The following is a 26,985-nucleotide window of genomic DNA, read 5'->3' as shown; positions in this document are numbered from 1 at the left end:
GAGTGCACGGAATGTGTACCTGTATCATTGCCTGGCTGCACCAGTCTGACAGTGGCTAACACTGCATGAAAATCATATTGATAATCACTCTCATTAATATATAATCGCCGAAAAATGCCTGAAACAGGTGTCTTAATTAGCAGCCATAGTTGATTCCGGCTATAGACAGTTGATTCCGGCTATAGGTTGATCAGCAGTATTCTACATATCGAAATAGACCTACTGGATTTGGAAAATCTTCAAAGGCAGTGGTTATAAGTGGTATGTTTTATGATATGAAAATTCAGGGGGAAACAGATGGAACCCAAGGTTCAGGCGGCACACGACGCACGTAACTTACTTTTGAATGAGTACCACGGTATTTTGTCGACTCACTCTGATGATGTGCCCGGGTACCCGTTTGGTTCTGTGATGCCTTACTGCCTGGACAGGCAGGGCAACCCGATCATCCTGATCAGTGATCTCGCTCAGCACACCAAAAACATTGAAGCCAACCCCAAGGTTTCTTTGATCATTACCCAGAGCGGTGTAGACGATATTCATAAAGCTGGTCGTCTGACCTGGATGGGTGATGCGGAAAAGATTGCAACGGGCAGCGAAGAACTGAAGGAGTTAGAGCAACGTTACTACTCTTTCTTCCCACCTTCTGCACACTATCACAAAACCCATGGTTTTGACTTCTACCGAATTCATCTGAAGCGTGCTCGTTTCATCGGTGGTTTTGGTAAGATTTTCTGGGTGAAAAATGAGCTGATGACTCGTGAAAACCCATTTTACGGCAGTGTAGAAAATGGCATGGTCAAGCATATGAACGAAGATCATGTCGAGGCGATGGTGAAGTACTGCAAAGCTGCTGATATTGATCTTCCGGAAGGTGTTGAGCCAAAGATGGCAGGTATTGATGCCACTGGAATGCACCTGCTACTGAAAGACAAGCTGGTTCGTATTCCTTTCCCGACAGAAGTGGACGAGCCAATGGCAGTGCGCAAGACTCTGGTTGAGATGGCTAAAGTGGCCTGATAAAACGCTTTGCTTTGAGCAAAAGCTCCGACTTGTTCGGGGCTTTTTGCGTCTAAACTCTTGAAGTTTGCACAATTAACATTATATAAGAAGCACCATTGTCTCTGGAGGCTTCTATGCGCTTCCCTGTTTGGATTTTTTTACTGCTCCCTGCTCTTGAACTGGTCGTGCTGATCAAGGTAGGTAGCTATATTGGCGCTCTTAATACACTGGCTCTGGTTATCCTGGGTATGGTGGCAGGTATGGCGGTCATCCGTCGTCAGGGTTTTCGTACCATGCTCAAGGCCCGGGAGAAAATGAATCGTGGCGAGAAGCCTGCACTGGAATTGCTGAAAGGTTTTGTAACCGCCCTGGGCGGGGTGTTGCTAATGGTTCCCGGTTTTATCACCGATTTTACCGGGCTGGTTCTGCTCATTCCGCCGGTGCGCAATATGCTGGTAAGACGAATGATCAAAAATGGTCGCTGGCAAGCGTCATCCAACACCTTTGAGGGTGAATACTACCGTGAAGACATCGACACGAACCGGGGAATTCACCAGACCTTCGAAGGTGAGTTCAAGCGGGAAGATGAAAAAAAATCTTAGTACCCCCTTGAAAAGGTTAAAGCCACCCCTACTTACTTAGTACCGATAATTGGGTTCGGTTCTGGCGATGCAAGTCAGACCGTTATACAAGAGTTGATTGCTGATTTTTCGGCATAAACAGTTGGAGAGATACATCGATGAAAATCCGTCCGTTGCGTGATCGCGTGGTCGTTCGTCGTGAAGAAGAAACCACTACCTCTGCTGGCGGTATCGTGTTGCCAGGTTCTGCTACTGAAAAGCCAAACCAGGGTGTGGTAGTGGCTGTCGGTGATGGCGTATTTCTGGACAACGGCGAAAAGCGTCCTGTGGGTGTAAGCGTCGGCGACAAAGTCATATTTGGTAAGTACGCTGGTTCTGACACCGTGAAGATTGACGGTGAAGAGCTGATCATCGTATCCGAGAGCGAAATCTACGCTGTTCTGGAAGACTGATCCCGGAACCCCGATTTCATAGCAACTGTTTTAAATTTCCAAAGGATTACCCATCATGGCAGCAAAACAGGTTAAGTTCGGCGACGAAGCTCGCAAACAAATGCTGGAAGGCGTCAACATTCTGGCCGACGCTGTAAAAGCGACTTTGGGCCCAAAAGGCCGTAACGTTCTGCTGGAAAAGTCTTTCGGCGCTCCTACCATCACTAAAGATGGTGTGTCTGTAGCCAAAGAAATCGAGCTGGCTGACAAATTCCAGAACATGGGTGCTCAGCTGGTTAAGGAAGTCGCTTCGCAGGCCAACGACCAGGCGGGTGATGGTACGACCACTGCAACGGTACTGGCGCAGTCAATTCTGAACGAAGGTCTGAAGTACGTAGCTGCCGGCATGAATCCAATGGATCTCAAGCGTGGCATCGACAAGGCGGTAGCGGCTGTTGTTGAACAACTGAAAGCTATGGCCACACCTTGCGAAGACAGCAAGTCCATTGCTCAGGTAGGCACTATCTCCGCTAACTCCGATGAGCTGGTGGGTCAGATCATCGCTGAAGCCATGGAGAAAGTAGGCAAGGAAGGTGTTATCACCGTTGAAGAAGGTTCCGGTCTGGAAAATGAGCTGGACGTAGTAGAAGGTATGCAGTTCGATCGTGGCTACCTGTCTCCTTACTTCATCAACAACCAGGAAAGCATGTCTGCTGAACTGGAAAATCCTTTCATCCTGCTGGTTGACAAAAAGATCTCTAACATCCGTGATCTGCTGCCAGTATTGGAAAACGTAGCCAAAGCTGGCAAGCCTCTGCTGATCATTGCAGAAGATGTTGAAGGCGAAGCTCTGGCCACTCTGGTTGTAAACAACATGCGTGGCATTGTTAAGGTAGCTGCTGTTAAAGCACCTGGCTTTGGTGACCGTCGCAAAGCCATGCTGCAGGACATTGCGATCCTGACCGGTGGTACTGTTATTTCTGAAGAAGTAGGTCTGTCTCTGGAAGCAGCTTCTCTGGAAGACTTGGGTTCTGCCAAGCGTATAGCTATCACCAAAGAAGACACCACCATTGTTGATGGTGCTGGTAACCAGGCTGATATCATTTCCCGTGTTGAGCAGATCCGTGCCGAGATCGAAAACTCCTCTTCCGACTACGACAAGGAAAAACTGCAAGAGCGTGTCGCTAAGCTGGCTGGCGGTGTTGCTGTGGTCAAGGTTGGTGCTGCGACCGAAGTGGAAATGAAAGAGAAAAAGGCTCGTGTAGAAGACGCACTGCACGCTACCCGCGCTGCTGTAGAAGAAGGCGTAGTCGCTGGTGGTGGCGTTGCTCTGGTTCGCGCGCTCTCCAAGATCTCTGTTGAAACAGCGAACGCTGAACAGAAAGCCGGTGTTGAACTGATTCTGCGCGCTCTGGAAGGTCCAATCCGCCAGATTGCTTCCAACTCCGGTGATGAAGCTTCTGTTGTTGTTGACAAGGTTAAGTCCGGCGAAGGCAACTTCGGTTACAACGCTGCGACCGGCGAGTACGGCGACATGATCGAAATGGGTATTCTGGACCCTGCCAAGGTAACCCGTTCTGCCCTGCAGGCGGCAGCTTCTGTTGCTGGTCTGATGATCACTACTGAAGCCATGGTTGCTGATGAGCCTGCTGACGCTGCTGCTCCTGCTATGCCTGACATGGGCGGCATGGGTGGTATGGGCGGTATGGGCGGCATGATGTAGTCATCCTCCCGAAGCTCTGCTTCTCCCAAAAGGCTGCTTCTGTTTCAGGAGTGGCCTTTTTTGATGATCATATTCCCCATCGTTTGCGGCGATCTGCCTGCATAAATCACTTCATACCGACGCCATTGTTGATGACAAAGCGTTCCTTAAGCTCGCATCTTAGGCTCAAAAAAAGTGGATATGAAGGAACCTTTTAGATCTTTCAGAATCAAACCTTATATGGACAGAGGAGATTGACCCTCTAAGGAGAGTTTCTAACTCAATCAGGAATGAACTTTGCCGATGACTCTGGTCATGGCGATTAACAGAAAAGGAGCAGTATATGAGCAGTGGCATGGAAATTACAGGGAGTGGAAGTCATCTTCAAATACCGACTGGAAGTCCGGGCGGCAGGGACCCTGTATCAAAGGACGGGAATTCAACTACTCATAAAATCAGTGGTCCTGTGGACCCTGATCAGCAGTTAGGCCAGCTTCAGAAAAACAAGACGCCTGATACGCCTCTGAGTGAAAGAAGAATAGATTCTTCAAGCCCCGAAAATATACTGGGGCTGAGGCCCGGTGAAGATCCACCGGCACCGGCACCAGCGCCGGCACCAGCTCCAGCTCCAGCACCGGCACCAGCGCCGGCACCAGCACCAGCACCAGCGCCGGCACCAGCACCAGCACCAGCGCCGGCACCAGCGCCACAACCGGCACCAGCGCCACAACCGGCGCCGGCACCTGAGACTCCCGAAGAAAAAGCCATCAGGGAGGCCAGAGAGCTTGAAACCATGACTAAGGATCAGCTCATTGCCAGGCAAAAGGAGAAGCTGAATGAAGCAGCTCCGATCGCCAATCGCTATGAGGAGTTTTCCTTATTAAATCGAGCAAAGGAGGCACTGGACAATCCAAAGAATGCCCCAAAAGATCTCAAAGTGACCATTGCCTTTCCAGGTAAGGAGCCCGTTACCCTCATTCCGTGGGACGACCAGCTTATGGACCGTCCTGACTTTCGGGAACTTTGGGATACCGCTAAAAAGGTGCTGGCAGAACATGAGACTGCAAACTTTGCCAATTACAATCCTGAACATGAAAATGAAAAGTTGGAAATAATTAAAAACAGTATCAAAGTGATCGCTGATAAACTGGGCGACAACACTCACCAGGAAGGTGAGAACGATTACGATAACGATTGGGAAAAGCACTGGAAGGACGTTCGCCATAAGCCTGTGAGACTGGAGGCGTTTGAAGGTTTGAACCGCTCCAATAGCCCCGTAGTTATTACCGAAGTTCGGCCTGGGTCAGCCCAGTAAAGGCTTGATAAAGCCAGGGGTTAAAAACAGTTCGCAACAATCTATTATAATCTAAAACTATCTTATAAAATCTCATGCATAGATAAGAGATTAGTAAAGATAGGTGAGGCAGCTCGTCTACTTGGTACAGACCCAGTAACACTTCGAAAATGGGAAAGCACAGGTGAGCTGCTTCCTGCCAGAAAGACCAAAGGTGGAACTCGTTACTACAACGTGTCTGAATTCATAGGCTACAGTAACGAAGCTGCGCCTACGCTTTGCTATTGCAGAGTATCCGGTCACGACCAAAAGCCAGACTTAGACAGGCAGCAAGAGTTACTGGAAGCCTGCTGTTCTGCAAAAGGTTGGCGAACTCAGGTTATACGAAAAAATGCTTGAGACTTTGCGAGATGTTGTTAGCTCACAAGATTGAACTCAGACCGACAAAACAACAAGCCGATTATCTTGATAGGGCTTGTGGTTCCCGTCGTCATGCGTTCAATCAACTGTTAGCCCATTTCAATCAAGAAGGCGTTAAATGGTCAAAGAAGGCTGCGAATGAAAAATACCAAGAACTCAGGCTGGAGTTTCCATGGTATTCAGAAGTCAGCCAACGTGTCACCAGGAACACAATCGACGATCTTCATGACGCTTTTACTCACTTCTTTCGTCGGGTGAAGAAAGGAGAAAAAGCAGGTTATCCAAGATTCAAGAAGCGAGGACTACACGACAGTTTTTCTCTCAGAGAAAAACCCAAGTTCGATGTTGATGACAGAACACTTCGCATTGAGAAACTGAAAACCCGCATCAAGATGCGCCAAGAGCTGAGATTCACAGGAGCACCCTGTCAGGTGACGATCAGTAAGCGAGCCGGAAAGTATTTCGCTTCTATTTTGGTAGACACTCAGGATTACGACCCAAAAGCACAAAGCAATGAGTCTGTAGGCGTTGATTTTGGCATCAAAGATTTAGCTATTTGCTCGAATGGCAAAACCTTTGCTGCTAATCAGAAACTGAAAGGCTCTCTGAAACGCCTTAACAGTAAACAGAGAGCGTTAAGCTGCAAAACAAAGGGAAGCAACCGCTATGCGAAAGCCAAGCGAGCGGTTGCCAAACTGCATTACCGGATAAGTAACCAGCGATCAGCCGCAATACATGAGGTAAGTGATTATCTGACTTCAAAATTCAAAATAATCACCCTCGAAAATCTGAATGTCAAAGGCATGGTAAAAAACCGCAAACTGGCAAGAGCAATCAGTGACGCAGGTTTCGGTAAGCTGAGAGAACTTGTTGAATACAAGGCAGAGCTGAGAGGATGCCAGGTTGTGATTGCAGATCGGTTCTTTCCCAGCTCGAAGAAGTGTGCGGTTCATACTTGCGACTACGTAAATGACAATCTTACTCTGTCTGATCGTGAGTGGCGGTGTCCAAAATGTAAAACTCTGCATGATAGGGATTACAGTGCGAGTTTTAACCTTGATAATTATGGTCGAGACACGTTACAGCTCGACCCTAAACCCTACGCAAGAGTGGAGTTAGACACGATTCGTCGTGCATCCATGCCGACGGCGTAGATAAGTCTACATAATTACAGATTATGTTAGATTTTTAGTAGCGGTAACCAAGGTAATTCCAACGATCCGGCAATCAATCCGGAAACCGTCACTAATCCCGGAGAAACTGGAGACAATGACAACTCTCTGACCCCTGGCATGCTGCAGGCGCAGAGGCAAAAGCTGAGCTCCAGTCCCGTGGCTCCTTTGGAGCCACCACAAAATGATAATCAGTGATTGTGATGTTCAGCGGGAAAGAATGTCAGAACCGCAGGAAAGATAAAGGGGAAGCATGGCTTCCCTTCCTCTCTAGTCCTTTAATATGTTCTTAATACAGTCTTTGCAGACAACAGAACGTATGGCGTTTTCTGGTATTGTTTTATCTTCCAGTGATTTTGAACAAATCAAACATTCCTGACTTCCTCCTGTGGCTCCCACAATTGCTCCTGCTTCCAGCGTTGTTTCATTGTTGGAACCTTTATTTTCTGAACGCCAGGCAGAATCAGAATTACGGCAAGAACTGTTATCCTGGGGAGAATGGCCCGACAGATTGCCGGGGACGCCTGAATGTGCATAGCTTTCTTTAGCTAATACACGCGAGGGTGTGAGGTCAATGTCAAGACCCAGAATATTGTATGCAAACTCTCGCATGCCTTGGTAGCTATGCAAAAACTCGGGTGAAGAAGCAAAGGCAAAGGGTCCTAGGCGTAGGAGCGACATAGTGTTGTAGCAGTTGTCTAAAATTCCAGTGGACAAGAATTTTTGCAACAGTGATTCCAGCGTCTCTGGCCAGCTCCGATGTAAATTTGTGCACATTGTAGAAGCTCTTGCCATTGAGGATAGACCGATTATAAGGGCTGTTTCAGTGTCCAGGTTTGCCGCTTTGAGCTGATTGGCAAAGCTTTGCGGAGAATGATATTCGCTGATATTGCCAGACAGCAGTGAATTGGATAATGCCTGATGATAGCTGTTTCGGGTGATACGCCAAACCAGAACATGTGAGTGATGTAAAAAGGTATTCATGGGAAGAACATAAGGACCAAGAAAAGTAAAAAACATCAGGGCTAAACTGTTATTAATATTGATATGATGAGACAGTAAGTCTGCTGCATTTGGATTGAAAATACCGTAATAGGGGTTAATCCCGTCATCGTTGGTTCGAGTATAAAACAATGGTTCAAAGAGGCTTTTTGCCATTGCCTGTATTAGCTCCTGATCTTCCGGGCTATTTTCCGTGGTCGTATTTATAGTGAATATACGAAATATAAGTCTTAGTATTTTCTGAATGCGCCCATGCCGATGTTGAGAATCCCCAATGTTGACATAGTTAAAGTAAAAGTTTGACAGATTTCTAAAGTCTTGCTCATCAAGCCAAAAATCATTATGTATTTCCAGTCGATCATCTCCAGATACATCGTCAGCCGTTAAATTTAGTCTGAAAAAGCCAATACGAATATTTTCAAACGGGCTCACAATCGAATTATCTGTGCCCTCTTGTTGTTCTTTCGAAGGCGGATTCCAGCTCTTTTTAAAATACTGGCGAAACTCTTCAAGGTCATAGGTATCCTTTGCCAGCCCCTGCTGAAAAAAACAAAAAAACACTGAAAACAAAAACACCTTAAAGGCGCGCTCCAGGATCATAACTTTGCCTTCAATTAATTAAAACAACCTCATTAGAATAGTTACTGACAAGCCTTCCGTTGGGTTTTTTTTCAGTAAAGCCTGAAGGCCAAAAAATGACTGGTTAATCTGTAAAAGACTAAGAAATCCAGTACTTGACAGGACATATCTACCTAAGAAATCAGCTTCAACTTTTCTTGATTTGAGACCTGGAAAATGAAAATTCCAAGCCTTAAAGCTCCACGGAGCTCTGGCTGATTGAAGTCAGTCATTCTGAGTATGTTGGAAGACAGAAACTTTGTCAGTTGTGCTTAAAAACATATTATGAACTTTTACTTTAAAAGTGAGTCGAACTTACAGCGTCAATTTCGAATGCCTTTTTTAATTGACTTTTTCTAATTGAGGATAAATACGAGGTGTGGAGCAACCACCCATGGATCGAATAAATAACAACCCTGATATTTCTCTCTCAACAACGCCTGAGCAATCTATCTCGGGGCGACCAGGAACGGGTATGGGTGTCAGTGCAGGCAGGAAAATTACTGTAGCTGACAAGGGTGAACGTTCACTACTCAATTTGCCCAGCCTGACACAATTGAAAATTATTGGCTGTTTGAGACTAAAAGATATTGCCCGTTTAAAGCAGGTGTGCAGCTACTTTCGAGAGCTTATTAAAGGAGAAGACATTCTGGCAAAGGCATGGTATCGCCGCTTTTCTTCAACACACCAGTCGCTACTAAAGACAGTCATCTCCGCAAAAAATGATGAACAACTCAGTCGTTGGCTGGGGCAGTTTACGAATAATCCAGAGTTAACCCAGTCACTTATAAAACGCCGAAAGAATGCTTATTTTCCTGCTCTGGTCTTTTTCAACAACACTGATTTAATGTCGCAGTGCAAAACGTTTAGTTTAGAGACGAAAGCCACTATTACCCATAGACTCCATATCAGATCGGCCACTTTCAGTACCGATGGCCTCCACGTGGTGACTGCCAGTAATGATTGCACGGTGAAAATCTACGATCTGGAGGACAATGGGAAATGGCAAGAAAAAGCCATCATTTCCCATGATGACAGGGTCAGATCAGCCACCTTCAGCGACGATGGCCGTCAAGTGGTGACCATCAGTGACAATGAAACCGCAAAAATCATCGTTTGCGAGGCTGATGGAAGATGGGAAGAAAAAGCCATCGTTCACCATGATGACTACATCTCCGCAGCTAACTTTAGCCCTGACGGCTGCCATCTGATCACTCATGACGACTACATAGCAAAAATCTATGGTCATGATGACGATGGATTATGGGAAGAAAAAGCCATCATTGTCCATGGTTGCGTTATTAATTCAGCCACCTTCAGTGCCGATGGACACCATGTGGTGACTGCCAGCGACGATAACACAGCGAAGATCTATAGTCTGGAGTCCGATGGATTATGGATAGAAAAAGCCAGAATTACTCATGACGACTGTGTCGTCTCAGCTACTTTAAGCGCTGATGGTCGCCATGTGCTGACCGCCAGTTACGATGGCACTGCGAAAATCTTCGGTCAGGAGGCGGGCGGAACATGGGAAGAACAAGCCACCATTTTCCATGAAGAAGGTATCGATATAGCCACCATTAGCGCCGATGGACACCACCTGGTTACCGTCAGTCACAATTACAGTGTGAAAATCCACGGCTATGAGGACGATGGAACATGGAAAGAAAAAGTCACTATTATCAATAGTGATGTGGTCAAAACAGCCTCTTTCAGCCCCGATGACTGCCATCTTGTGATCACCCGTGAAGATGGCGTGGCGATAATCTATGGCTATAAGGCGGGTGCAGGTGGTTTATGGGAAGAAAAAGCCACTTTGTACCATGGTGGCTATGGCCATGCCAATTTCACCTTCAGCGCTGATAGCCGTCATTTGGTTACTGGCACTCACGATTGCAGAGTGATAATTTATGGCCTTGATGACGATGGATTGTGGAAAATAAAATCAGAAATTCGTCATAATCGTCCGGTCATCTCAGCCACCTTCAGTGCCGATGGCCGCCATTTGGTGACTCCCAGTAAAGATAACACGGCGAAAATTATTGGCCAGGCAACTGATGGATCATGGGTAGAAAAAGCCACTATTTCCCATTGGGATTCGGTTACATCAGCCACCTTCAGCAACGACTTAAGCCATCTGGTTACCGTCGGCTGCGATCTCAGGGTGAAGATCATTAAACTATTGATGAGCGATTGATGGTTTGCTTTTACTCTTATATTTATCAGCCGTCTGCACTTTCCTCAAAGAGCGGGTAGATGGAGCCTGAGTTAATCAAGTCGAGCACTAGCTCCCGTGTTTCATTATCTATGACAGAGCACCATTGATCGGATGTCAGTTTTGAGTTCTGACACAACTGTTGAGCCAGGTTCGTTGCGTTTGCAGAGTGACATACATAGGCGTCACCATCAGCAAACAATGTCATGGAATTTCTTTCTTCCCGGAAAGCGAGCCTTGAGCCCTCATTAAGCACCAGATCAACTCCTTCAGCCTCTTCCTTAAAGGTTTCCCAATTTTGCCAGGGCTCTTCAACAGGCTGCTCGTGTTTGGGTTGAGTCATCATCCCGCCAAACCAGTCTGCCAGCATGGAGCGATCTTCTATATGCTGTTTCAGGATTGTCTGCAAACGATCCAGGGCTTTATCATCAATCTCGCCTTTGCGCACGGGCAAAGTCTGGTCGGGGTCAGAATAGCGAAGGCTTTCTGGCAGCTGATCGGCGATAAAGTCTGTAAACTGCATAAGAATTTCGCGATGACTGGGAGCCCGGAAACCGACTGAAATAGTCATGCATTCGCCTTCGGCAGCACCATGATGACCGACACCGGGCGGCAGATAGAGCATATCACCTGGTTCAAGGACATAATCTTCCAGAACCGCAAACTCTGACAAGATATGAAGGTTAGTGTTTTCCAGTTTCGGTGAGCTGGCATCGTAGACCGGGCCAACTTGCCAACGCCTTTTGCCTTGGGCCTGAATCAGGAAAACATCAAAATGATCGTAGTGAGGACCCACGGAACCCCCATCGGTTGCATAGCTGATCATAATGTCTTCAAGGCGCCAGGAGGGCAGGAAGTCAAAGTAATCCAGCAGCGAGTGAACATCGGGAACCCAGTGATCCACAGCCTGAACCAGAAGTGTCCAGTGACTGGGAGGCAGACAGGTAAAGTCAGATTCACTAAAAGGTCCTCGTCTCAGCTCCCATGGAGTTTCTCCCTTCTCCAGAATAATACGGGACTCAACCTCCTCTTCCAGTGCCAGACCCGCCAGCTCATCGGCTGAGAGAGGCGACTGAAAATCCGCTATGGCCTGACGGATCAGCAGAGGTTTCTTTTGCCAATAGCTCTGCAGGAAAACCTCTGGAGAGAGGGGACCCAGAATGGACTGTCTCATTGAGTTTCATCGGAATGTAAATAAACGACGCAAGCTTAGCATAAAGTGGCTTTATTAGCAGTCTTGGTTGTAGGATGGATGGTTCTCAGCCTTTCAGGTACTTATCCTTAAGGAATGAAAATGATTCACAGTAGAGGAGAATCAACATGAAAGTTTACGGAGCAATCCTTTCTCCCATGGTTCGAAAGGTTATAGTGGCCCTGGAAATGAAGGGACTGGATTTTGAGTTGGACCTCGTCATTCCATTTAATACCCCGGAGGGTTTTGAAAAAATCAGTCCCCTGAAAAAAATTCCTGCCCTGCAGGATGGTGAAGTGACACTGGCCGACTCTTCCATCATCTGTGAGTATCTGGAAGATCGCTATCCGGAAATTGCTTTGTATCCCACCGATCCGGCCCACAAAGCCAAAGCCCGCTGGTATGAGGAATACGCTGATACCGTTTTGATGAAAGTGATTGCTGAAGGTTTGTTCTTCGAACGGGTGGTGAAGCCAATGATGGGGATGGAAACGGACGAAGACAAAGTACAGCAAAACCTTAAAGACAACATGCCCAGGACATTGGCCTATCTGGAAAGTGTTGTTCCGGAACAGGGTTTTCTCTTGGGTGAATCCTTGATGATGGCTGATATTGGCATCGGTTCCTGTTTTATCAATGCCGGTTATGCTGGATTCGAACCTGACCCGTCAGAATATCCGGCCTTTGCCGCCTATCTCCATAGGGTCAAGGCGCATCCGGCTTTACAGAAAAGAATTAAGGAAGATGCCAAGTTGTTGAATTAATTACATAAAACTTTGGATATGAGAAAACAGGTGTTATCTATTTCTTCATGGAAAATTCAAATTAAGAGCGGCAGTAGTGAAAAATTTTACTGCCGGTGGTGAAAAAGTATGGCTGAGCCGGATTATTATTCGGCTGAAAAGCCTTACTCCAGTCACTCCGAAGATGAGACCGCGCTACGGGCTTATTAATCCAAGGGGGGCTTCTGAGTGATGCTATTCTGCGTGTTCTGAAAGACAGAAAATTTTGTTAGTTTCACTTAACAACCTGTTATGAACTTTTATTTCAATACCGACTCTAACTCGTGGCACCAATTCTGAATGTCCTTTTTGATTGAGGTTAAATACTAACCATTGAGTAACAGAACATGAATGGAGTCAATAACAATTCCAACATTGTCGGTACACTTTCGCCAAGACCTGATCAATCTACATCGATGCCAGCACCAATGGGTCTCAGTACAGGCAGGAAAATTACTGTATGTGACAAGGATGAACTGTCACTGATCAATTTGCCCAGCTTGGTACAATTGAAAATTATTGGCTGTTTGAGACTTAAAGATATTGCCCGTTTAAAACAGGTGTGTACTTACTTTCGAGAGGTTATTAAAGAAGAAGACCTTCTGGCAAAGGCATGGTATCGCCGCTTTTCTTCAGCACACCAGTCTCTACTAAAGACAGTCGTCAGCGCAAAAAGCGATGAACAACTCAGCGCTTGGCTGGGGCAGTTTACGAATAATCAAGTGTTAATCCAGTCACTTATAAAACGGCGAAAGAATGCTTATTTTCCTGCTCTGGTCTTTTTCAACAACACTGATTTAATGTCGCAACACAAAACATTTAATTTAGAGGCTAAAGACATTTCCCATAGAATGGATGTCAACTCGGCCACTTTCAGCACCGATGGCCTCCATGTGGTGACTGCCAGTAATGATGGCAAGGCGAAAATCTATGACCAGCAGGACAATGGAACATGGCAAGAAAAAGCCATCATTTCCCATTATGGCGCGGTCAGATCAGCCACCTTCAGTGACGATGGCCGTCACGTAGTGACCACCAGTGACGGTAAAACCGCAAAAATCTTCGGTTGGGAGGCTAATGGAAGATGGGAAGAAAAAGCGATCTTTCGTCATAATGACTGCATCAACTCGGCTAACTTCAGCCCTGATGGCCGCCATCTGATGATCACCAGTGACGACAACATTGCAAAAATCTATGGTCATGATGAGGATGGATTATGGGAAGAAAAAGTCATCATTTCCCATGATAACAAGATCGTTTCAGCCGTCTTTAGCTCCGACGGCCGTCTCGTGGTGACCGCCAGTTACGACCACAGCGCGAAAATCTTCGGCTATGAGGATGATGGTTCATGGAAAGAAAAAGCCAGAATTACTCATGATGACTGTGTCATCTCAGCTAATTTAAGCGCCGATGGTCGTCATTTGTTGACCGCCAGTTGGGATGGCACTGCGAAAATCTACGGCCAGGAGGCGGGCGGAACATGGGAAGAACAGGCCATCATTTACCATGAAGACGGTGTCGATTTAGCCACTATTAGCGCCGATGGATACCATGTGGTTACCGTCAGTGGCGATAAAAGTGTGAAAATCCATGGCTATGAGGACGATGGAACATGGAAAGAAAAAGTCACTATTTTCCATAGTGACTTCGTCGAAACAGCGTCTTTCAGCCCCGATGGCTGCCATCTGGTGACCACCGGTGATGATGGCATGGCGATAATCTGTGGCCAGAAGGCCGGTGCGGGTGGATTATGGGAAAAAAAAGCCACCATCGACCATGGTGGCTATGACCACGTCAATTCAGCCACCTTCAGCGCCGATAGCCGTCATATGGTTTCTGCCAGTCACGACGGCAGAGTGATAATTTATGGCCGTGACGACGATGGATTGTGGAAAAGAAAAGCCGAAATTGAACATGACGGTCCGGTCACCTCAGCTACCTTCAGTGCCGATGGCCGCCATCTGGTGACTACCAGTTACGACAACATGGCGAAAATCATTGGCCAGGAAACTGATGAATCATGGGTAGAAAAAGCCACGATTTACCAATGGGAGTCGGAAATATCAGCCACTTTCAGCAACGACGTTAGCCATCTGGTTACCGTCAGCTACCATGACAGGGTGCAAATCATTAAACTATTCATCGATTGATTGTTTGCTTGCTCGGTACTCCGGTCACCCCGAAGATGAGCGTGCGATCCGGGCTTATCCATCTGAGTGACGTTGCTCTGCGTGTGCTGAAAGACAGAAACTTTTGTTAGTTTCACTTAACAACCTGTTATGAACTTTTATTTCATCACCGATTCTAACCCGTGGCATCAATTTTAAATGTTCTTTTTTAATTGAGGGTAAATACTAACCATGGAGTAACAGATCATGAATGGAGCCAATAACAACTCCAATATAGTCGATTCACTTTCACCAAAACCTGATCAATCTACATCGATGCCAGCACCAACGGTTGTCAGTACAGGCAGGAAAATTACTGTATGTGACAAGGGTGAACTTTCACTACGCAATTTGCCCAGCTTGACACAATTGAAAATTATTGGCTGTTTGAGACTTAAAGACATTGCCCGTTTAAATCAGGTGTGTACCTACTTTCGAGAGGTTATTAAAGATGAAGATATTCTGGCAAAGGCGTGGTATCGCTGCTTTTCTACCTCGCACCAGACTCTGCTAAAGACAGTTGTCACTGCAAAAAATGATCAGCAACTCAGTGCTTGGCTGGGACAGTTTACGAATAATCAGGCGTTAATCAAGTCACTTATAGAACGCCGAAACCATGCTTATTTTCCTGCTCTGCTCTTTTTCAGCAACACTGATTTAATGTCGCAACGCAAAACGTTTAATTTAGAGGCTAAAGTCATTATTTCCCATGGCAGCTATGTCAACTCGGCCACTTTTAGCACCGATGGCCGCCACCTGGTGACTGCCAGTTATGATGGCACGGCGAGAATCTATGATCAGGAGAACAATGGATCATGGAAAGAAAAAACCATCATTTCCCATAATGACTACTCGGTCAGATCAGCCAGCTTCAGCGACGATGGCCGCCACGTGATGACCATCGGTTGCGATCACAAGGTGAAAATCTATGGCCGCGATGACGATGGATCATGGCAAGCAAAAGCCATCATTTCCCATGATGCCCGTGTTGAATCAGCCACCTTCAGCGCCAATGGTTGCTATTTGGTGACTGCCAGCCACGATGGCACGGCGAAAATCTATGGTCATGAGGACGATGGATCATGGGAAGAAAAAGCGATCATTTGCCATGGTGAATATGTTAACTCGGCCACCTTCAGCACCGATAGCTACCATGTCGTGACCACCGGTGACGATGGCACGGCGAAAATCTATGGCCATGAGGACGATGGATCATGGAAAGAAAAAGCGATCATTTCCCATCTTGAAGAGGTCCATTCAGCCAGCTTCAGCCCAGATGACCAGCATATAGTGACTGCCAGCAACGACTACACACTGAAGATCCTTAGCAAGGAGGACGATGGGTCATGGGTAGAAAAAGCCACAATTTATCATGATAACTGGGCCTGCTCAGCTACCTTCAGCGCCGATAGTAACCACCTTGTGACCACCAGTTATGATTGCACGGCGAAAATCTGCAGCCTGAAGGAAGATGGAACATGGGAAGAAAAAGTAACCATTAGCCATTTTGAGTCTGATGTCTCAGCCACCTTCAGCGCCGATGGTCGCTATTTGGTCACCGCCACTTACGATAACACGGTGACAATCTTTGCTCTTGGGAGCGATGGAGTATGGAGAGAAAAAGTCGCTATTCCCCATGAAAATGACGTCAGATCAGCCGCCTTCAGCGCTGATGGCCGCCATCTGGTAACCGCCAGTGAAGAGGGCAAAGTGAAAATTTATGGCCGTAAGGACGATGGATCATGGAAAGAAAAAACCACTATTTTCCATGCTGGCGATGTCAATTCAGCCACCTTCAGTTCCGATGGCCGCCATTTGGTGACTGCCAGCAAAGATAACACAGCGAAAATTATTGGCCAGGGGGCTGATGGATCATGGCTGGAAAAAGCCGCTATTTCCCATAAGTTTTGGGTCATGTCAGCCACCTTCAGCAATGACAGCGGCCATGTGGTAACCATCGGTGACGACCACAAGGTGAAAATCACTCAACTACTGATGCATGATTCATTGTTACCAAAACCTGCTCAATCTTTATCGGAACGAGTATCAACGGGTATCAGTGGGGGTAGGGAAGAAACCGTATTTGAGAATAGTAAACCTCCTCTACTCAATTTGTCCCGCTCAACACACTTAAATATTATTGGCCGTCTGGGGCTTAAAGATATTGCCCGTTTGAAACAGTCTTGTAGCCACTTTCGAGAGCTTATTAAAGAAGAAAATATTCTGGCAAAGGAATGGTATCGCCGTTTTTCTCCAGCTCACCAGTCTCTGATGGAGACAGTTATCACCGCAAGAAGTGATCAGCAACTCCGAGGCTGGGTGGGGCAATTTACGAATAATCAGGCGTTAGTCGAGTCACTTGTTAAGCGTCGAAGAGAGGATTGTTTCCCTGCTCTGTTCTTTTTTAACAACATTGATCTGATGTCGAAGTGCGAAAAATTCAATGTCGATAAAAAAGTCACTATTTCCCATAACGCCTTTATTAATTCAGCGACTTTCAGCAAAGACGGTTTCCACCTGGTGACTGCCAGTGACGATGGCACAGCGAACATCTACGACAAGGAGGCTGACGGATCATGGAAAGAAAAAGCCACCGTTTCCCATGATAAATCGGTCACATCAGCCACCTTCAATGCCGATGGCTGCCAGGTGGTGACCATCGGTAAAGATCACAAGGTGAAAATCTACGGCCGGAATGACGATGGATTATGGGAAGCAAAAGCCATCATCTCCCATGATTCCTCTGTCGAATCCGCCACCTTCAGCGTCGATGGCCGCTATTTGATCACTGCCAGTAACGATGGCACGGCGAAAATTTATGGCCATGAGGACGATGGACGATGGAAGACAAAAGCGACCATTTTTCATGATAAAGATGTCAATTCAGCCACCTTCAGTGCCGATGGCCACCATGCAGTGACCACCAGTGACGATGGCACGGCGAAAATCCATGGCCGTGAAGACGATGGGTCATGGGCAGAAAAAGCCATCATTTATCATGATGACTGGGTCAACTCAGCTAACTTCAGTGCTGATGACACTCGTGTGATGACCGCCAGTTATGATGGCACGGCAAAAATCTGCGGCCAGGAAGAAGGTGGAATATGGAGAGAAGAGGCCACCATTTACCACCTTGACGATGTCGAATCAGCCACCTCCAGCACTGATGGCAGCCATGGGATGACCGTCAGTGACGATTACACGGTGAAAATCTTTGGTTATGAGAAGCATGAATCCTGGAACATAAAGGCCGTTATTCCCCATAAAGGTGATGTCAAATCAGCCATCTTCAGCGCCGATGGCAGCCATGTGGTGACCGCCAGTTCTGATGGCACGGCAAAAATCTATGGCCAGAAGGTGGATGGCTCATGGGAAGGGAAAGCTGTCATTTCCCACGATGGCCACGTCAATTCAGCCACCTTCAGCGCCGATGGCCGCCACCTGGTAACCGCCAGTGACGATGGCCAAGTGAAAATTTATGGCCATGAGGACGATGGATCATGGAAACAAAAAGCCATCATTTCCCATAATCATAATGTCTTCTCAGCCACCTTCAGTCCCGATGGCCGTCATGTGGTGACTGCCAGTAAAGATAAAACGGCGAAAATTATTGGCCAGCGGGCTGATGGATCATGGTTGGAAAAAGCCACTATTTCCCATACGGGTTGGGTCACATCAGCCACCTTCAGTAATGATGGCGGCCATGTAGTTACCGTTGGTAGCGATCGCAAGGTAAAAATTACACAACTACTGATGCATGATTGTTTGCTTTCACTTTTATTTACCAGTCCACCGCATCTTCATCAAAGAGCATACAGCCTCGAATAGCCGCTCCCATATTTCATTGTTCACAATAATACGACATTGGCCGTATTTCAGAAATCCTGTCACCCCGAAGATGAGCGTGCGATCCGGGCTTATACATTCAAGAGGTTTCTTTTGAGTGACCCTGTTCTGCGTGTTGTGCTCAAAGACAGAAATTTTTGTTAGTTTCACTTAACAACTTGTTAAGAACTTTTACTTTAAAACAGAATCCAATTCTAAATATAAAATCGAATGTTTTTTCCGAATGAGGATAAATACAAACTATCAAACTAAGGAGTGACAAAGCATGCACGCAATATATAACAGCTCAAACACCGGCGTTTCATATTTGCCAGATCCTGATGAACCTGAATCGAAGCGAGCAAAAACCGGTGTCCGTGAGGCTAGGGAAATCACTGCCTTTGAGAATGGTAAACCTCCTCTACTCAATGCCTCCCGCTCGACACAATTAAATATTATTGGCCGTCTGGGGCTTAAAGATATTGCCCGTTTGAAACAGTCATGTACCCACTTTCGAGAGCTTATTAAACAAGAAGACCCACTGTGTCAGGATAGATGTCGCCTCTTTTGATTCATGACTCTCAATAATTGAGAGCATACAGAAAGAGGCCGTTATGACTCGCTACTCCAAAGAAATGAAAGAGTCCATTATCCAGAAGATGATGCCGCCAAATAATGTTTCCGTGGCTCAGCTTAAAAGAGAAACCGGCATTACTGATGCAACCCTGTATACTTGGCGCAAACAGGCAAAAGCGCAAGGTGTAGCCGTGCCCGGTGATGGTAAGAATCCTCAGCAGTGGAGTGCTGAAAACAAGTTCGCGGTTCTGATGGAAACCGCCAACATGAACACAACAGAGCTATCCGAATACTGTCGTAAGAAGGGTCTCTACTATGAAGACTTGCAGCAGTGGAAAGCTGATTTTATCGCAGGCAGCACAAAGCCTGCTGAATCCCGTCAGGTACAGGCCGCTGCCAGACGAGATGACAAGAAGCGCATCCAGAAACTGGAAAAAGAACTCAAACGCAAAGACAAGGCACTTGCTGAAACCGCAGCACTGTTGGTTCTAACAAAAAAGGCAAACGCGATCTGGGGGGAGCGCGAGGACGATTGATTCCTCTCCCTGATCGCAAGGAAGCCGTTGCTTTAATCCAGGAAGCTGTTTCACAGGGTGCACGTAAAGTGAAAGCCTGTGCTGCGCTCAACCTGTCGATACGCACGGTTCAGCGCTGGCAAAAAGATGTAGAACAGGTGCGGGAAGATCAGCGTCAATACGCAGACCGGACAATGCCTGCCAACCAACTAACCAAGAGTGAGCAAAACGAGATTCTGAAAGTCTGTAACAGCGAGCGATTCAAAAGTAAGTCGCCATGCCAAATTGTACCGACACTGGCCGACGAAGGTGTTTATATGGCTTCTGAGTCAAGCTTTTATCGAGTGCTGAAGGCCCATAATCAACAGCATCATCGCGGTCGCAGTCAGAAGCCCGCAAAGCGGAAGCCGACATCGCATCGGGCTACGGCTCCGAATCAGCTCTGGTCGTGGGATATAACATTTTTGGGGTCGCCGATCAGGGGTAAATATTATTATCTCTATTTGGTTCTGGACGTCTATAGCCGCATGATTGTGACCTGGGAAGTCCATGAGAGGGAGTCCTCTGATCTGGCTGCTCAGATGATCCGCAAAGCTTTCATGCAGAATAAAATCAGCCTTCAGGAGCAACCACTGGTTCTGCACTCCGATAATGGCAGCCCAATGAAAGGGGCGACCATGCTGAGTACTCTTCAGCAGCTAGGAGTACAGACATCGTTCAGCAGGCCGCGCGTAAGTAACGATAACTCATACTCAGAGTCAGGCTTCAGAACCATGAAATATCGTCCCGGGTATCCGAATCACTTCTCCAGTCTGGAGTCAGCCAGAAAGTGGGTGTACGGGTTCGTAAACTGGTACAACATGGAGCATAAGCACAGTGGCATCAAGTTCCAGACCCCCTACGACAGACATACAGGGAAGGCTCAGAAAAGGGTTCTGAATCGTGAAAGAGTTTACCGTAAAGCAAAAGAGCAACACCCTGAGCGATGGGGAAGCCGTGAAACCAGAAACTGGCAATTACCGGTAGAGGTGTGGCTTAACCCTGAGCGATCAGAGAATCAGCAGCATTGTGATTTAGCTGCATAAGTTGAGGCGACATCTACCTTGAAAGTTACCGAAGATGTCCTGGCAAAGGAATGGTATCGACGTTTTTCTCCAGCTCAACAGTCTCTGATGAACACAGTTATCAACGCAAGAAGTGATGAGCAACTCAGAGGTTGGGTGGGGCAATTTACGAATAATCAGGCGTTAATCGAGTCACTTGTTGGGCGTCGAAAAGAGGAATGTTTTCCTGCTCTGTTCTTTTTCAACAACACTGATCTGATGTCGAGGTGCAGAACATTCAATGTCGATAAAAAAGTCACTATTTCCCATAACGCCTTTATCAATTCAGCGACTTTCAGTAAAGACGGTCTCCACGTGGTGACTGCCAGTGATGATGGCACAGCGAGCATCTATGACAAGGAGGCCGACGGGTCATGGAAAGAAAAAGCCTGCATTTCCCATGATAAATCGGTCATATCAGCCACCTTCAGCGTCGATGGCCTGCACGTGGTGACCATCGGTGAAGATGACAAGGTGAAAATCTATGGCCGTAATGATGATGGATCATGGGAAGCAAAGGCCACTATTTGCCATGATGCCTATGTCAAATCAGCCACCTTCAGCGCCGATGGCCGCTATTTGTTAACTGCCAGTGACGATGGCACGGCGAAAATCTATGGTTATGAGAACGATGGATCATGGAAAGCAAAAGCTATCATTCCCCATAATGAATTTGTCAGCTCAGCCACCTTCAGTAACGATGGCCGCCATATGGTGACTGCCAGCGGCGACCACACAGTCAAGATCCATAGTAGGGAGGACGATGGATCATGGCTGGAAACCGGCATAATTTATCATAATGACTTGATTAGCTCAGTTAAGATCAACGCCGATGCTACCCGTGTGATGACCGCCAGTTATGATGGCACGGCAAAAATCTACGGTCTGGAGGAAGGTGGAATATGGGAAGAAAAAGCCGGCTTGCACTATTTTGGCGATATTGATTCAGTTGCCTTCAACGCTGATGGCAGCTATCTGGTGACCGTCAGCGACAATTACACGGTGAGAATCTATGGCCTTGAAGACGATGGATCATTGGAATTTAAAACCGGTATTCGTCATAAAAATAAGGTCAAATCAGCCGCCTTCAGCGGCGATGGCAGCCATGTGGTGACCGCCAGTTATGATGGCACGGCGAAAATCTATGGCAAGAAGGCAGATGGATCATGGGAAAAGAAAGCCACCATTTACCATGGAGGCGATGTCAATTCAGCCATATTCAGTCCCGATGGCCGCTATGTGGTGACCGCCAGTGACGATGGTAAGGTGAAAATTTATGGCCGTGAGGACGATGGATCATGGAAAGAAAAAACCACCATTTGCCATAATAGTCGAGTCTATTCAGCCACATTCAGTTTTGATGGTTACCATATCGTGACCGCCAGTAAAGATAAAACAGCGAAAATTATTGGCCTGGGGGCTGATGGATCCTGGGTAGAAAAAGCCTCAATTTCCCATGGGGGACTGGTCTCATCAGCCGCCTTCAGTGACGACTTTAGCCATGTGCTTACCACCGCCGCCGATGGTGGTTATCACAAGGCGAAAATTACTGAGCTGCGGATAAATGAATAATTGATTGTTTGCCTTTACTTTTGTTCAATCCAGGAGGTTTGTTCTGAGTGATTAGTTGACAACCTGTTAGGAACTTTTACTTTAAAACAGAATCCAATCCTTGCTTTCAATTTTGGATGTTCTTCCTGATTGAAGATAAGTACTCAGCCGTACGGAATCGAATATTTCTGGCTTATTGGGCAGGTGCTCTGCAAGGCGCAACGACGGGAACATAGCAAGCTATGTGACCAGAGTTGCAACGCAGCACGACTGCATGGATGCAGGAGCTAGAGCAACGCAGGAGCAGTTGCCGCGAGTGCCTGAACAATGAGTCAGAAAATATGATTTCGTATGGTTGAGTACTTAAATACAAACTATCAAACTAAGGATTGACAAAGCATGGAGTCAATAAATAACAACTCAAAAACTGCCTTTTCATATTTACCAAAACCCTCTCAATCTATATCGGAGCATGCACCAGCGGGTGTCAGTGGGGGTAGGGAAATTACTGTATCTGAGAGCAGTGAGTCTCCGCTAGTCAATTTGCCCCACTTCATACAATTAAATATTATTGGCTATTTGGGGCTTAAAGATATTGCCCGTTTGAAACAGGTATGTAGCCACTTTCAAGAGCTTATTAAACAAGAAGATATTCTGGCAAAGGCATGGTATCGTCGTTTTTCTTCAGCACACCAGTCTCTACTGAAGACAACCATCACCGCAAGGAGTGATCAGCAACTCAGTGCCTGGCTGGGGCAATTTACGAATAATCAGGCGCTAATCAAGTCACTTGTTAAACGTCGGGAAGAGGTTTGTTTTCCTGCTCTGCTTTTTTTCAACAATGCCGATCTAATGTCGCAGTGTGAAACATTCAATGTCGATAAAAAAGTCACTATTTCCCATGGCGCCTTAATCAATTCAGCGACTTTCAGTAAAGATGGTCTCCACGTGGTGACTGCCAGTGACGATGGCACGGCGAAAATTTATGACAAGGAGTCCGATGGATCATGGAAAGAAAAAGACACCATTTTCCATGATGATGGCGTCGACTCGGCTGCCTTTAGCGACGATGGTCGCCACCTGGTGACCATCGGTGAAGATAACAAGGTGAAAATCTGTAGCTGGAATGACGATGGTTTATGGGAAGAAAAGGCCACCATTTCCCATGATCTCTACGTTGAATCAGCCACCTTCAGTGCCGATGGCCGCTATTTGGTCACTGCCAGTGCCGATGGCACGGCGAAAATCTATGGCTATGAAGACGGTGGATCATGGGAAGCAAAAGCTACCATTTTCCATGATGAACCGGTCGATTCAGCCACCTTCAGCGCCGATGGTTCTCATATAATGACCGCCAGTAATGATCATAAAGTGAGGATCTATAGCAGGGAGGGCGATGGGTTATGGGTGAAAAAAGCCACCATTGATCATGGCAACTGGGTCAGCTCAGCTACCTTCAGTTCCGATAGCACCCATGTAGTGACCACCAGTCTTGATGGCACGGGGAAAATCTACGGCCAGAAGGAGGGTGGAATATGGGAGGAAAAAGCCACCCTTTACCCTGTTGATCTTTTCGATTCAGCTACCTTCAGTGCTGATAGTAATCATCTGGTGATCGTCTGTGACGATTTCACGGTGAAAATTTTTGGCCATGAGAAGGATGGATCATGGAACGTAAAAGCCATTATTAACCATAAATTTGTTGTCAAATCAGCCATCTTCAGCGCCGATGGCAACCATTTGGTGACCGCCAGTCGTGATGGCAAGGCGAAAATCTACGGCCAGAGGGAGGATGGAACATGGGAAAAAAAAGCCACCATTCGCCATAAGAAAGCAGTCTGTTCAGCCAGCTTTAGCGCCGATGGCCTTTATGTGGTGACCGCCAGTGACGATGGAAAGGTGAAAATTTATGGCCATGACGACGATGGATCATGGAAAAAAATGGCCATCTTTTTCCATTACGCAAGTGTCAATTCAGCCGCCTTCGGTCCCGATGGCCGCCATGTGGTAACTGCCAGTGGAGATTTAACGTCGAAAATTATTGGCCTGAGTGCTAATGGATCATGGGTAGAAAAAGCCACAATTTACCATGGGAAGAGGGTCGAATCAGCCACCTTCAGTGCCGACTGCGGCCATGTGCTTACCACCGTCAGCGAAGGCTATGCCGGTGGCTATAACAAGGTGAAAATCACTGAACTACGGATAAAAGAATAATTGATTGTTTGTCTTCACTTTTATTCAATTTAAAAGATTCCTTCTGAGTGATGCCATTTAGCGTATGCTGCAAGACAGAAACTGTTGTTAGTTTCACTTAACAACCTGTTATGAACTTTTACCTTAAGACAGAATCCAACCCTTAGTTTCAGTTTTGGATGTTCTTCCTGATTGAAGATAAATACAAACTATCAAACTAAGGATTGACCAAGCATGGAATCAATAAGCAACAACTCAAAAGCTGCCTTTTCATATTTACCAAAACTTCCTCAATCTATATCGGAGCAGGCACCAACGGGTGTCAGTGGGGGTAGGGAAATCACTGTATCTGTGAGCAGTGAGGCTCAGCTACTCAATTTGCCCCTCCCTGCACAATTAAATATTATTGGCTATTTGGGGCTTAAAGATGTTACCCGTTTGAAACAGGTATGTAGCTACTTTCAAGAGCTTGTTAAACAAGAAGATACCCTGGCAAAAGCTTGGTATCGTCGTTTCTCTTCAGCACACCAGTCTCTACTGAAGACAACCATCGCTGCAAGAAGTGATGAGCAACTCAGTGCCTGGCTGGGGCAATTTACGAATAATCGGGCGCTGATCCAGTCACTTGTTAAACGTCGGGAACAGTCTTGTTTTCCTGATCTGCTCTTTTTCAACAATGCCGATCTAATGTCGCAATGTGAAACATTTAATGTCGATAAAAAAGTCACTATTTTCCATGGTGCCTTAATCAATTCAGCGACTTTCAGTAAAGATGGTCTCCACGTGGTGACTGCCAGTGACGATGGCAGGGCGAAAATTTATGACAATGAGTCCGACGGATCATGGAAAGAAAAAGCCACCATTTTCAATGATGATGGCGTCGAATCGGCTTCCTTTAGCGACGATGGTCGCCACCTGGTGACCATCGGTGATGATGAAGAGGTGAAAATCTGCAGCCGGAATGACGATGGTTCATGGGAAGAGAAGGTCGCCATTTCCAATGATTCCCTCGTAGAGTCAGCCACCTTCAGTGCCGATGGCCGCTATCTGGTCATTGCCAGTGATGATGGCACGGCAAAAATCTATGGCTATGAGGATGGTGGATCATGGAAAGCAAAAGCTACCATTTTTCATGATGCATGGGTTAATTCAGCCACTTTCAGCGACAATAGCTCTCATTTAGTGACCGCCAGTGGCGATCACACGGCGAAGATCTACAGCAAGATGGGCGATGGACTATGGGTGGAAAAAGCCACAATTGATCATGATGGCTGGGTCAGCTCAGCTACCTTCAGCCCCGATAGCACCCATGTGGTGACCGCCAGTTATGATGGCACGGCAAAAATATACGGCCAGAAGGAGGGTGGAACCTGGGCAGAAGAAGCGAAAATTTACCACGTTGATGATGTCGATTCAGCTACCTTCAGCGCTGATAGCAGCCATCTGGTGACCGTCAGCAATTGTACGGTGAAAATCTATGGTCATAAGGATGGATCGTGGAAGGAAAAAGCCATTATTTTACATAAGGAAACAGTCAATTCAGCCACCTTCAGCGCTGATTGCAGCCATTTGGTGACCGCCAGTGTTGATGGCAAGGCGAAAATCTACGGCCAGGAGGAGGACGGAACATGGGAGAAAAAAACCACCATTCACCATAATAACGAAGTCAATTCAGCCAGCTTTAGCGCCGATGGCCTTTACCTGGTAACCGCCAGTGACGATGGAAAGGTAAAAATTTATGGCCATGACGACGATGGAGTATGGGAAAAATTAGCCACCTTTTCCCACAAAGCAGGGGTCAACTCAGCCACCTTCGGTCCCGATGGCTGCCATCTGATAACTGCCAGCAGAGATTCAACGTCGAAAATTATTGGCCTGAGGGCTGATGGATTATGGGTAGAAAAAGGCACAATTTCCCATGGGTGGGGTTAAATCAGCCACCTTCAGTAACGACTGCGGCCATGTGCTTACCACCGCCAGCAGTGGCTATCCCGGTGGCTATAACAAGGTGAAAATCTTTGAACTACGGAAAATGAATAATTGATTGCTTGCTTTCATTCTCCAATATCCCCGACGTTACTTCAAATTGCCCAGCATTCTGGCTATGGCCGCTTCGGCTCTGGCCAGTCGTGTTTCATTGCTCAGTCCGGGAACAATCGTGCCCTGGGCAACCCCTTTCCACAGGGCGTCGCCGGTATTGGCCCGAATCAGGGCAATGGCTATGGTCAGTTTTTCCTGACCCGGCTCAGTGACCAGTCCCGGCGTTGTGCCAAAGAATTGAATCAGTTCTGCGTCGGAGACGATGGAATCAGAGGCAATGCCATAGCGAACAATCAATGAATTCTGAGGGATCTGTTCAGGATCGATAGTCATTTTCGCTGACAGCTGTTTGGCTATCTCGAATTCTATTGTTTGATAAGCACTCTCGCGGCTGGGGAACATCGGGTCCGCTTCTTCGGGGATAATGGGTTCGAACATCAGACCATCAAAATCGGCTAAAGAGAATCGATGCAGGGGCGAAGAAGTAATCGACAGGGGGGCGACCTGAGGATTTTCCTGAGGAGCCGTCAGGCTCACGCAACCTGTAAGGACTATGGAAATAAGCGCCACCATGGCAAGCGACATTGTTCTCATTGTTTTCTC

General features: G+C 46.8%; 21 protein-coding genes. 17 read left to right on the top strand and 4 right to left on the bottom strand.

From position 1 onward, the window contains the following. Positions 1-297 precede the first annotated feature (297 nt). The 4 genes from P6910_RS19850 to groL all read left to right on the top strand — a co-directional run bounded on the left by P6910_RS19850 (position 298) and on the right by groL (position 3,737). Positions 298-1,020, top strand: coding sequence for a HugZ family protein (locus tag P6910_RS19850; protein WP_317142984.1), 723 nt, complete (start codon positions 298-300; stop codon positions 1,018-1,020). A 116-nt stretch (positions 1,021-1,136) separates the two neighbouring features. Further along, entirely contained in the window at positions 1,137-1,604 is a 468-nt protein-coding gene (locus tag P6910_RS19845) for an FxsA family protein (protein ID WP_317142983.1), read from the top strand. Positions 1,605-1,741: 137 nt separating this feature from the next. Beyond that, positions 1,742-2,035: a co-chaperone GroES gene (locus P6910_RS19840; protein WP_257252343.1), complete on the top strand. Its 294-nt coding sequence runs from the start codon at positions 1,742-1,744 to the stop codon at positions 2,033-2,035. Positions 2,036-2,090: 55 nt separating this feature from the next. Then, positions 2,091-3,737, top strand: coding sequence for a chaperonin GroEL (gene groL, locus P6910_RS19835; protein WP_317142982.1), 1,647 nt, complete (start codon positions 2,091-2,093; stop codon positions 3,735-3,737). A 434-nt stretch (positions 3,738-4,171) separates the two neighbouring features. Here the strand turns inward: groL and P6910_RS19830 are convergent, their stop codons facing one another. Next, positions 4,172-4,444: a hypothetical protein gene (locus P6910_RS19830; protein ID WP_317142981.1), complete on the bottom strand. Its 273-nt coding sequence runs from the start codon at positions 4,442-4,444 to the stop codon at positions 4,172-4,174. A gap of 65 nt (positions 4,445-4,509) precedes the next feature. Between P6910_RS19830 and P6910_RS19825 the strand changes: the two genes are divergently transcribed. From P6910_RS19825 to P6910_RS19820, 3 genes are read left to right on the top strand one after another with little or no spacing between them, the layout of a single operon-like run. Further along, the gene (locus P6910_RS19825; RefSeq protein ID WP_317142980.1) at positions 4,510-5,031 is read left to right on the top strand and encodes a hypothetical protein; all 522 of its coding nucleotides are present in this window, start codon (positions 4,510-4,512) and stop codon (positions 5,029-5,031) included. Positions 5,032-5,070: 39 nt separating this feature from the next. Further along, the gene (locus P6910_RS26910) at positions 5,071-5,409 is read left to right on the top strand and encodes an IS607 family transposase (RefSeq protein WP_410493943.1); all 339 of its coding nucleotides are present in this window, start codon (positions 5,071-5,073) and stop codon (positions 5,407-5,409) included. 11 nt (positions 5,410-5,420) lie between these two features. Then, positions 5,421-6,584 carry an RNA-guided endonuclease TnpB family protein gene (locus tag P6910_RS19820; RefSeq protein WP_317142979.1) on the top strand — a complete coding sequence of 388 codons (1,164 nt, stop codon included), beginning with the start codon at positions 5,421-5,423 and terminating at the stop codon, positions 6,582-6,584. A 288-nt stretch (positions 6,585-6,872) separates the two neighbouring features. On the opposite strand, the gene P6910_RS19815 is transcribed toward P6910_RS19820, so the two are convergent. Beyond that, positions 6,873-8,204 carry a hypothetical protein gene (locus P6910_RS19815; RefSeq protein ID WP_317142978.1) on the bottom strand — a complete coding sequence of 444 codons (1,332 nt, stop codon included), beginning with the start codon at positions 8,202-8,204 and terminating at the stop codon, positions 6,873-6,875. A 412-nt stretch (positions 8,205-8,616) separates the two neighbouring features. Between P6910_RS19815 and P6910_RS19810 the strand changes: the two genes are divergently transcribed. Continuing rightward, the gene (locus P6910_RS19810; RefSeq protein ID WP_317142977.1) at positions 8,617-10,419 is read left to right on the top strand and encodes an F-box/WD40 repeat-containing protein; all 1,803 of its coding nucleotides are present in this window, start codon (positions 8,617-8,619) and stop codon (positions 10,417-10,419) included. A 25-nt stretch (positions 10,420-10,444) separates the two neighbouring features. Here P6910_RS19810 and P6910_RS19805 read toward each other — a convergent pair whose 3' ends face one another. After that, positions 10,445-11,611 carry a cupin domain-containing protein gene (locus tag P6910_RS19805; RefSeq protein ID WP_317142976.1) on the bottom strand — a complete coding sequence of 389 codons (1,167 nt, stop codon included), beginning with the start codon at positions 11,609-11,611 and terminating at the stop codon, positions 10,445-10,447. 146 nt (positions 11,612-11,757) lie between these two features. On the opposite strand from P6910_RS19805, the gene P6910_RS19800 reads away from it, so the two are divergent. The 9 genes from P6910_RS19800 to P6910_RS19760 all read left to right on the top strand — a co-directional run bounded on the left by P6910_RS19800 (position 11,758) and on the right by P6910_RS19760 (position 26,386). Then, positions 11,758-12,393, top strand: coding sequence for a glutathione S-transferase family protein (locus P6910_RS19800; RefSeq protein WP_317142975.1), 636 nt, complete (start codon positions 11,758-11,760; stop codon positions 12,391-12,393). A gap of 365 nt (positions 12,394-12,758) precedes the next feature. Further along, the gene (locus P6910_RS19795) at positions 12,759-14,561 is read left to right on the top strand and encodes an F-box/WD repeat-containing protein (protein ID WP_317142974.1); all 1,803 of its coding nucleotides are present in this window, start codon (positions 12,759-12,761) and stop codon (positions 14,559-14,561) included. Between the two features lie 225 nt (positions 14,562-14,786). After that, on the top strand, positions 14,787-18,407 hold the full coding sequence (locus P6910_RS19790; protein ID WP_317142973.1) for an F-box protein: 3,621 nt from the start codon (positions 14,787-14,789) through the stop codon (positions 18,405-18,407). A gap of 283 nt (positions 18,408-18,690) precedes the next feature. Beyond that, complete coding sequence (locus tag P6910_RS19785; protein WP_317142972.1) at positions 18,691-18,975, top strand: F-box protein; 285 nt, start codon at positions 18,691-18,693, stop codon at positions 18,973-18,975. A gap of 43 nt (positions 18,976-19,018) precedes the next feature. Next, positions 19,019-20,580 (top strand): IS3 family transposase gene (locus P6910_RS19780; RefSeq protein WP_317142971.1). Its coding sequence is split into 2 segments (ribosomal slippage): positions 19,019-19,481 and positions 19,481-20,580, totalling 1,563 coding nucleotides; the frame shifts between segments, so codons are not numbered across the junction. 18 nt (positions 20,581-20,598) lie between these two features. Further along, positions 20,599-22,170, top strand: coding sequence for a WD40 repeat domain-containing protein (locus P6910_RS19775; protein ID WP_317142970.1), 1,572 nt, complete (start codon positions 20,599-20,601; stop codon positions 22,168-22,170). A 522-nt stretch (positions 22,171-22,692) separates the two neighbouring features. Next, positions 22,693-24,363 carry an F-box protein gene (locus tag P6910_RS19770; protein ID WP_317142969.1) on the top strand — a complete coding sequence of 557 codons (1,671 nt, stop codon included), beginning with the start codon at positions 22,693-22,695 and terminating at the stop codon, positions 24,361-24,363. A 213-nt stretch (positions 24,364-24,576) separates the two neighbouring features. Beyond that, positions 24,577-26,274, top strand: coding sequence for an F-box/WD repeat-containing protein (locus tag P6910_RS19765; protein WP_317142968.1), 1,698 nt, complete (start codon positions 24,577-24,579; stop codon positions 26,272-26,274). Further along, the gene (locus P6910_RS19760) at positions 26,261-26,386 is read left to right on the top strand and encodes a hypothetical protein (RefSeq protein WP_317142967.1); all 126 of its coding nucleotides are present in this window, start codon (positions 26,261-26,263) and stop codon (positions 26,384-26,386) included. The genes P6910_RS19765 and P6910_RS19760 overlap by 14 nt, the downstream gene beginning before the upstream one ends. A gap of 32 nt (positions 26,387-26,418) precedes the next feature. On the opposite strand, the gene P6910_RS19755 is transcribed toward P6910_RS19760, so the two are convergent. Continuing rightward, positions 26,419-26,976 (bottom strand): DUF4136 domain-containing protein, encoded by a 558-nt coding sequence (locus P6910_RS19755; protein WP_317142966.1) that lies wholly within the window; start codon positions 26,974-26,976, stop codon positions 26,419-26,421. Positions 26,977-26,985 lie beyond the last annotated feature (9 nt).

Origin of the sequence: Endozoicomonas sp. 8E, from assembly GCF_032883915.1 — a bacterium.
GTDB lineage: Bacteria > Pseudomonadota > Gammaproteobacteria > Pseudomonadales > Endozoicomonadaceae > Endozoicomonas_A.
Note: the sequence above shows the minus strand (reverse complement) of the source record. Positions and strands in the feature narration are given on the sequence as shown.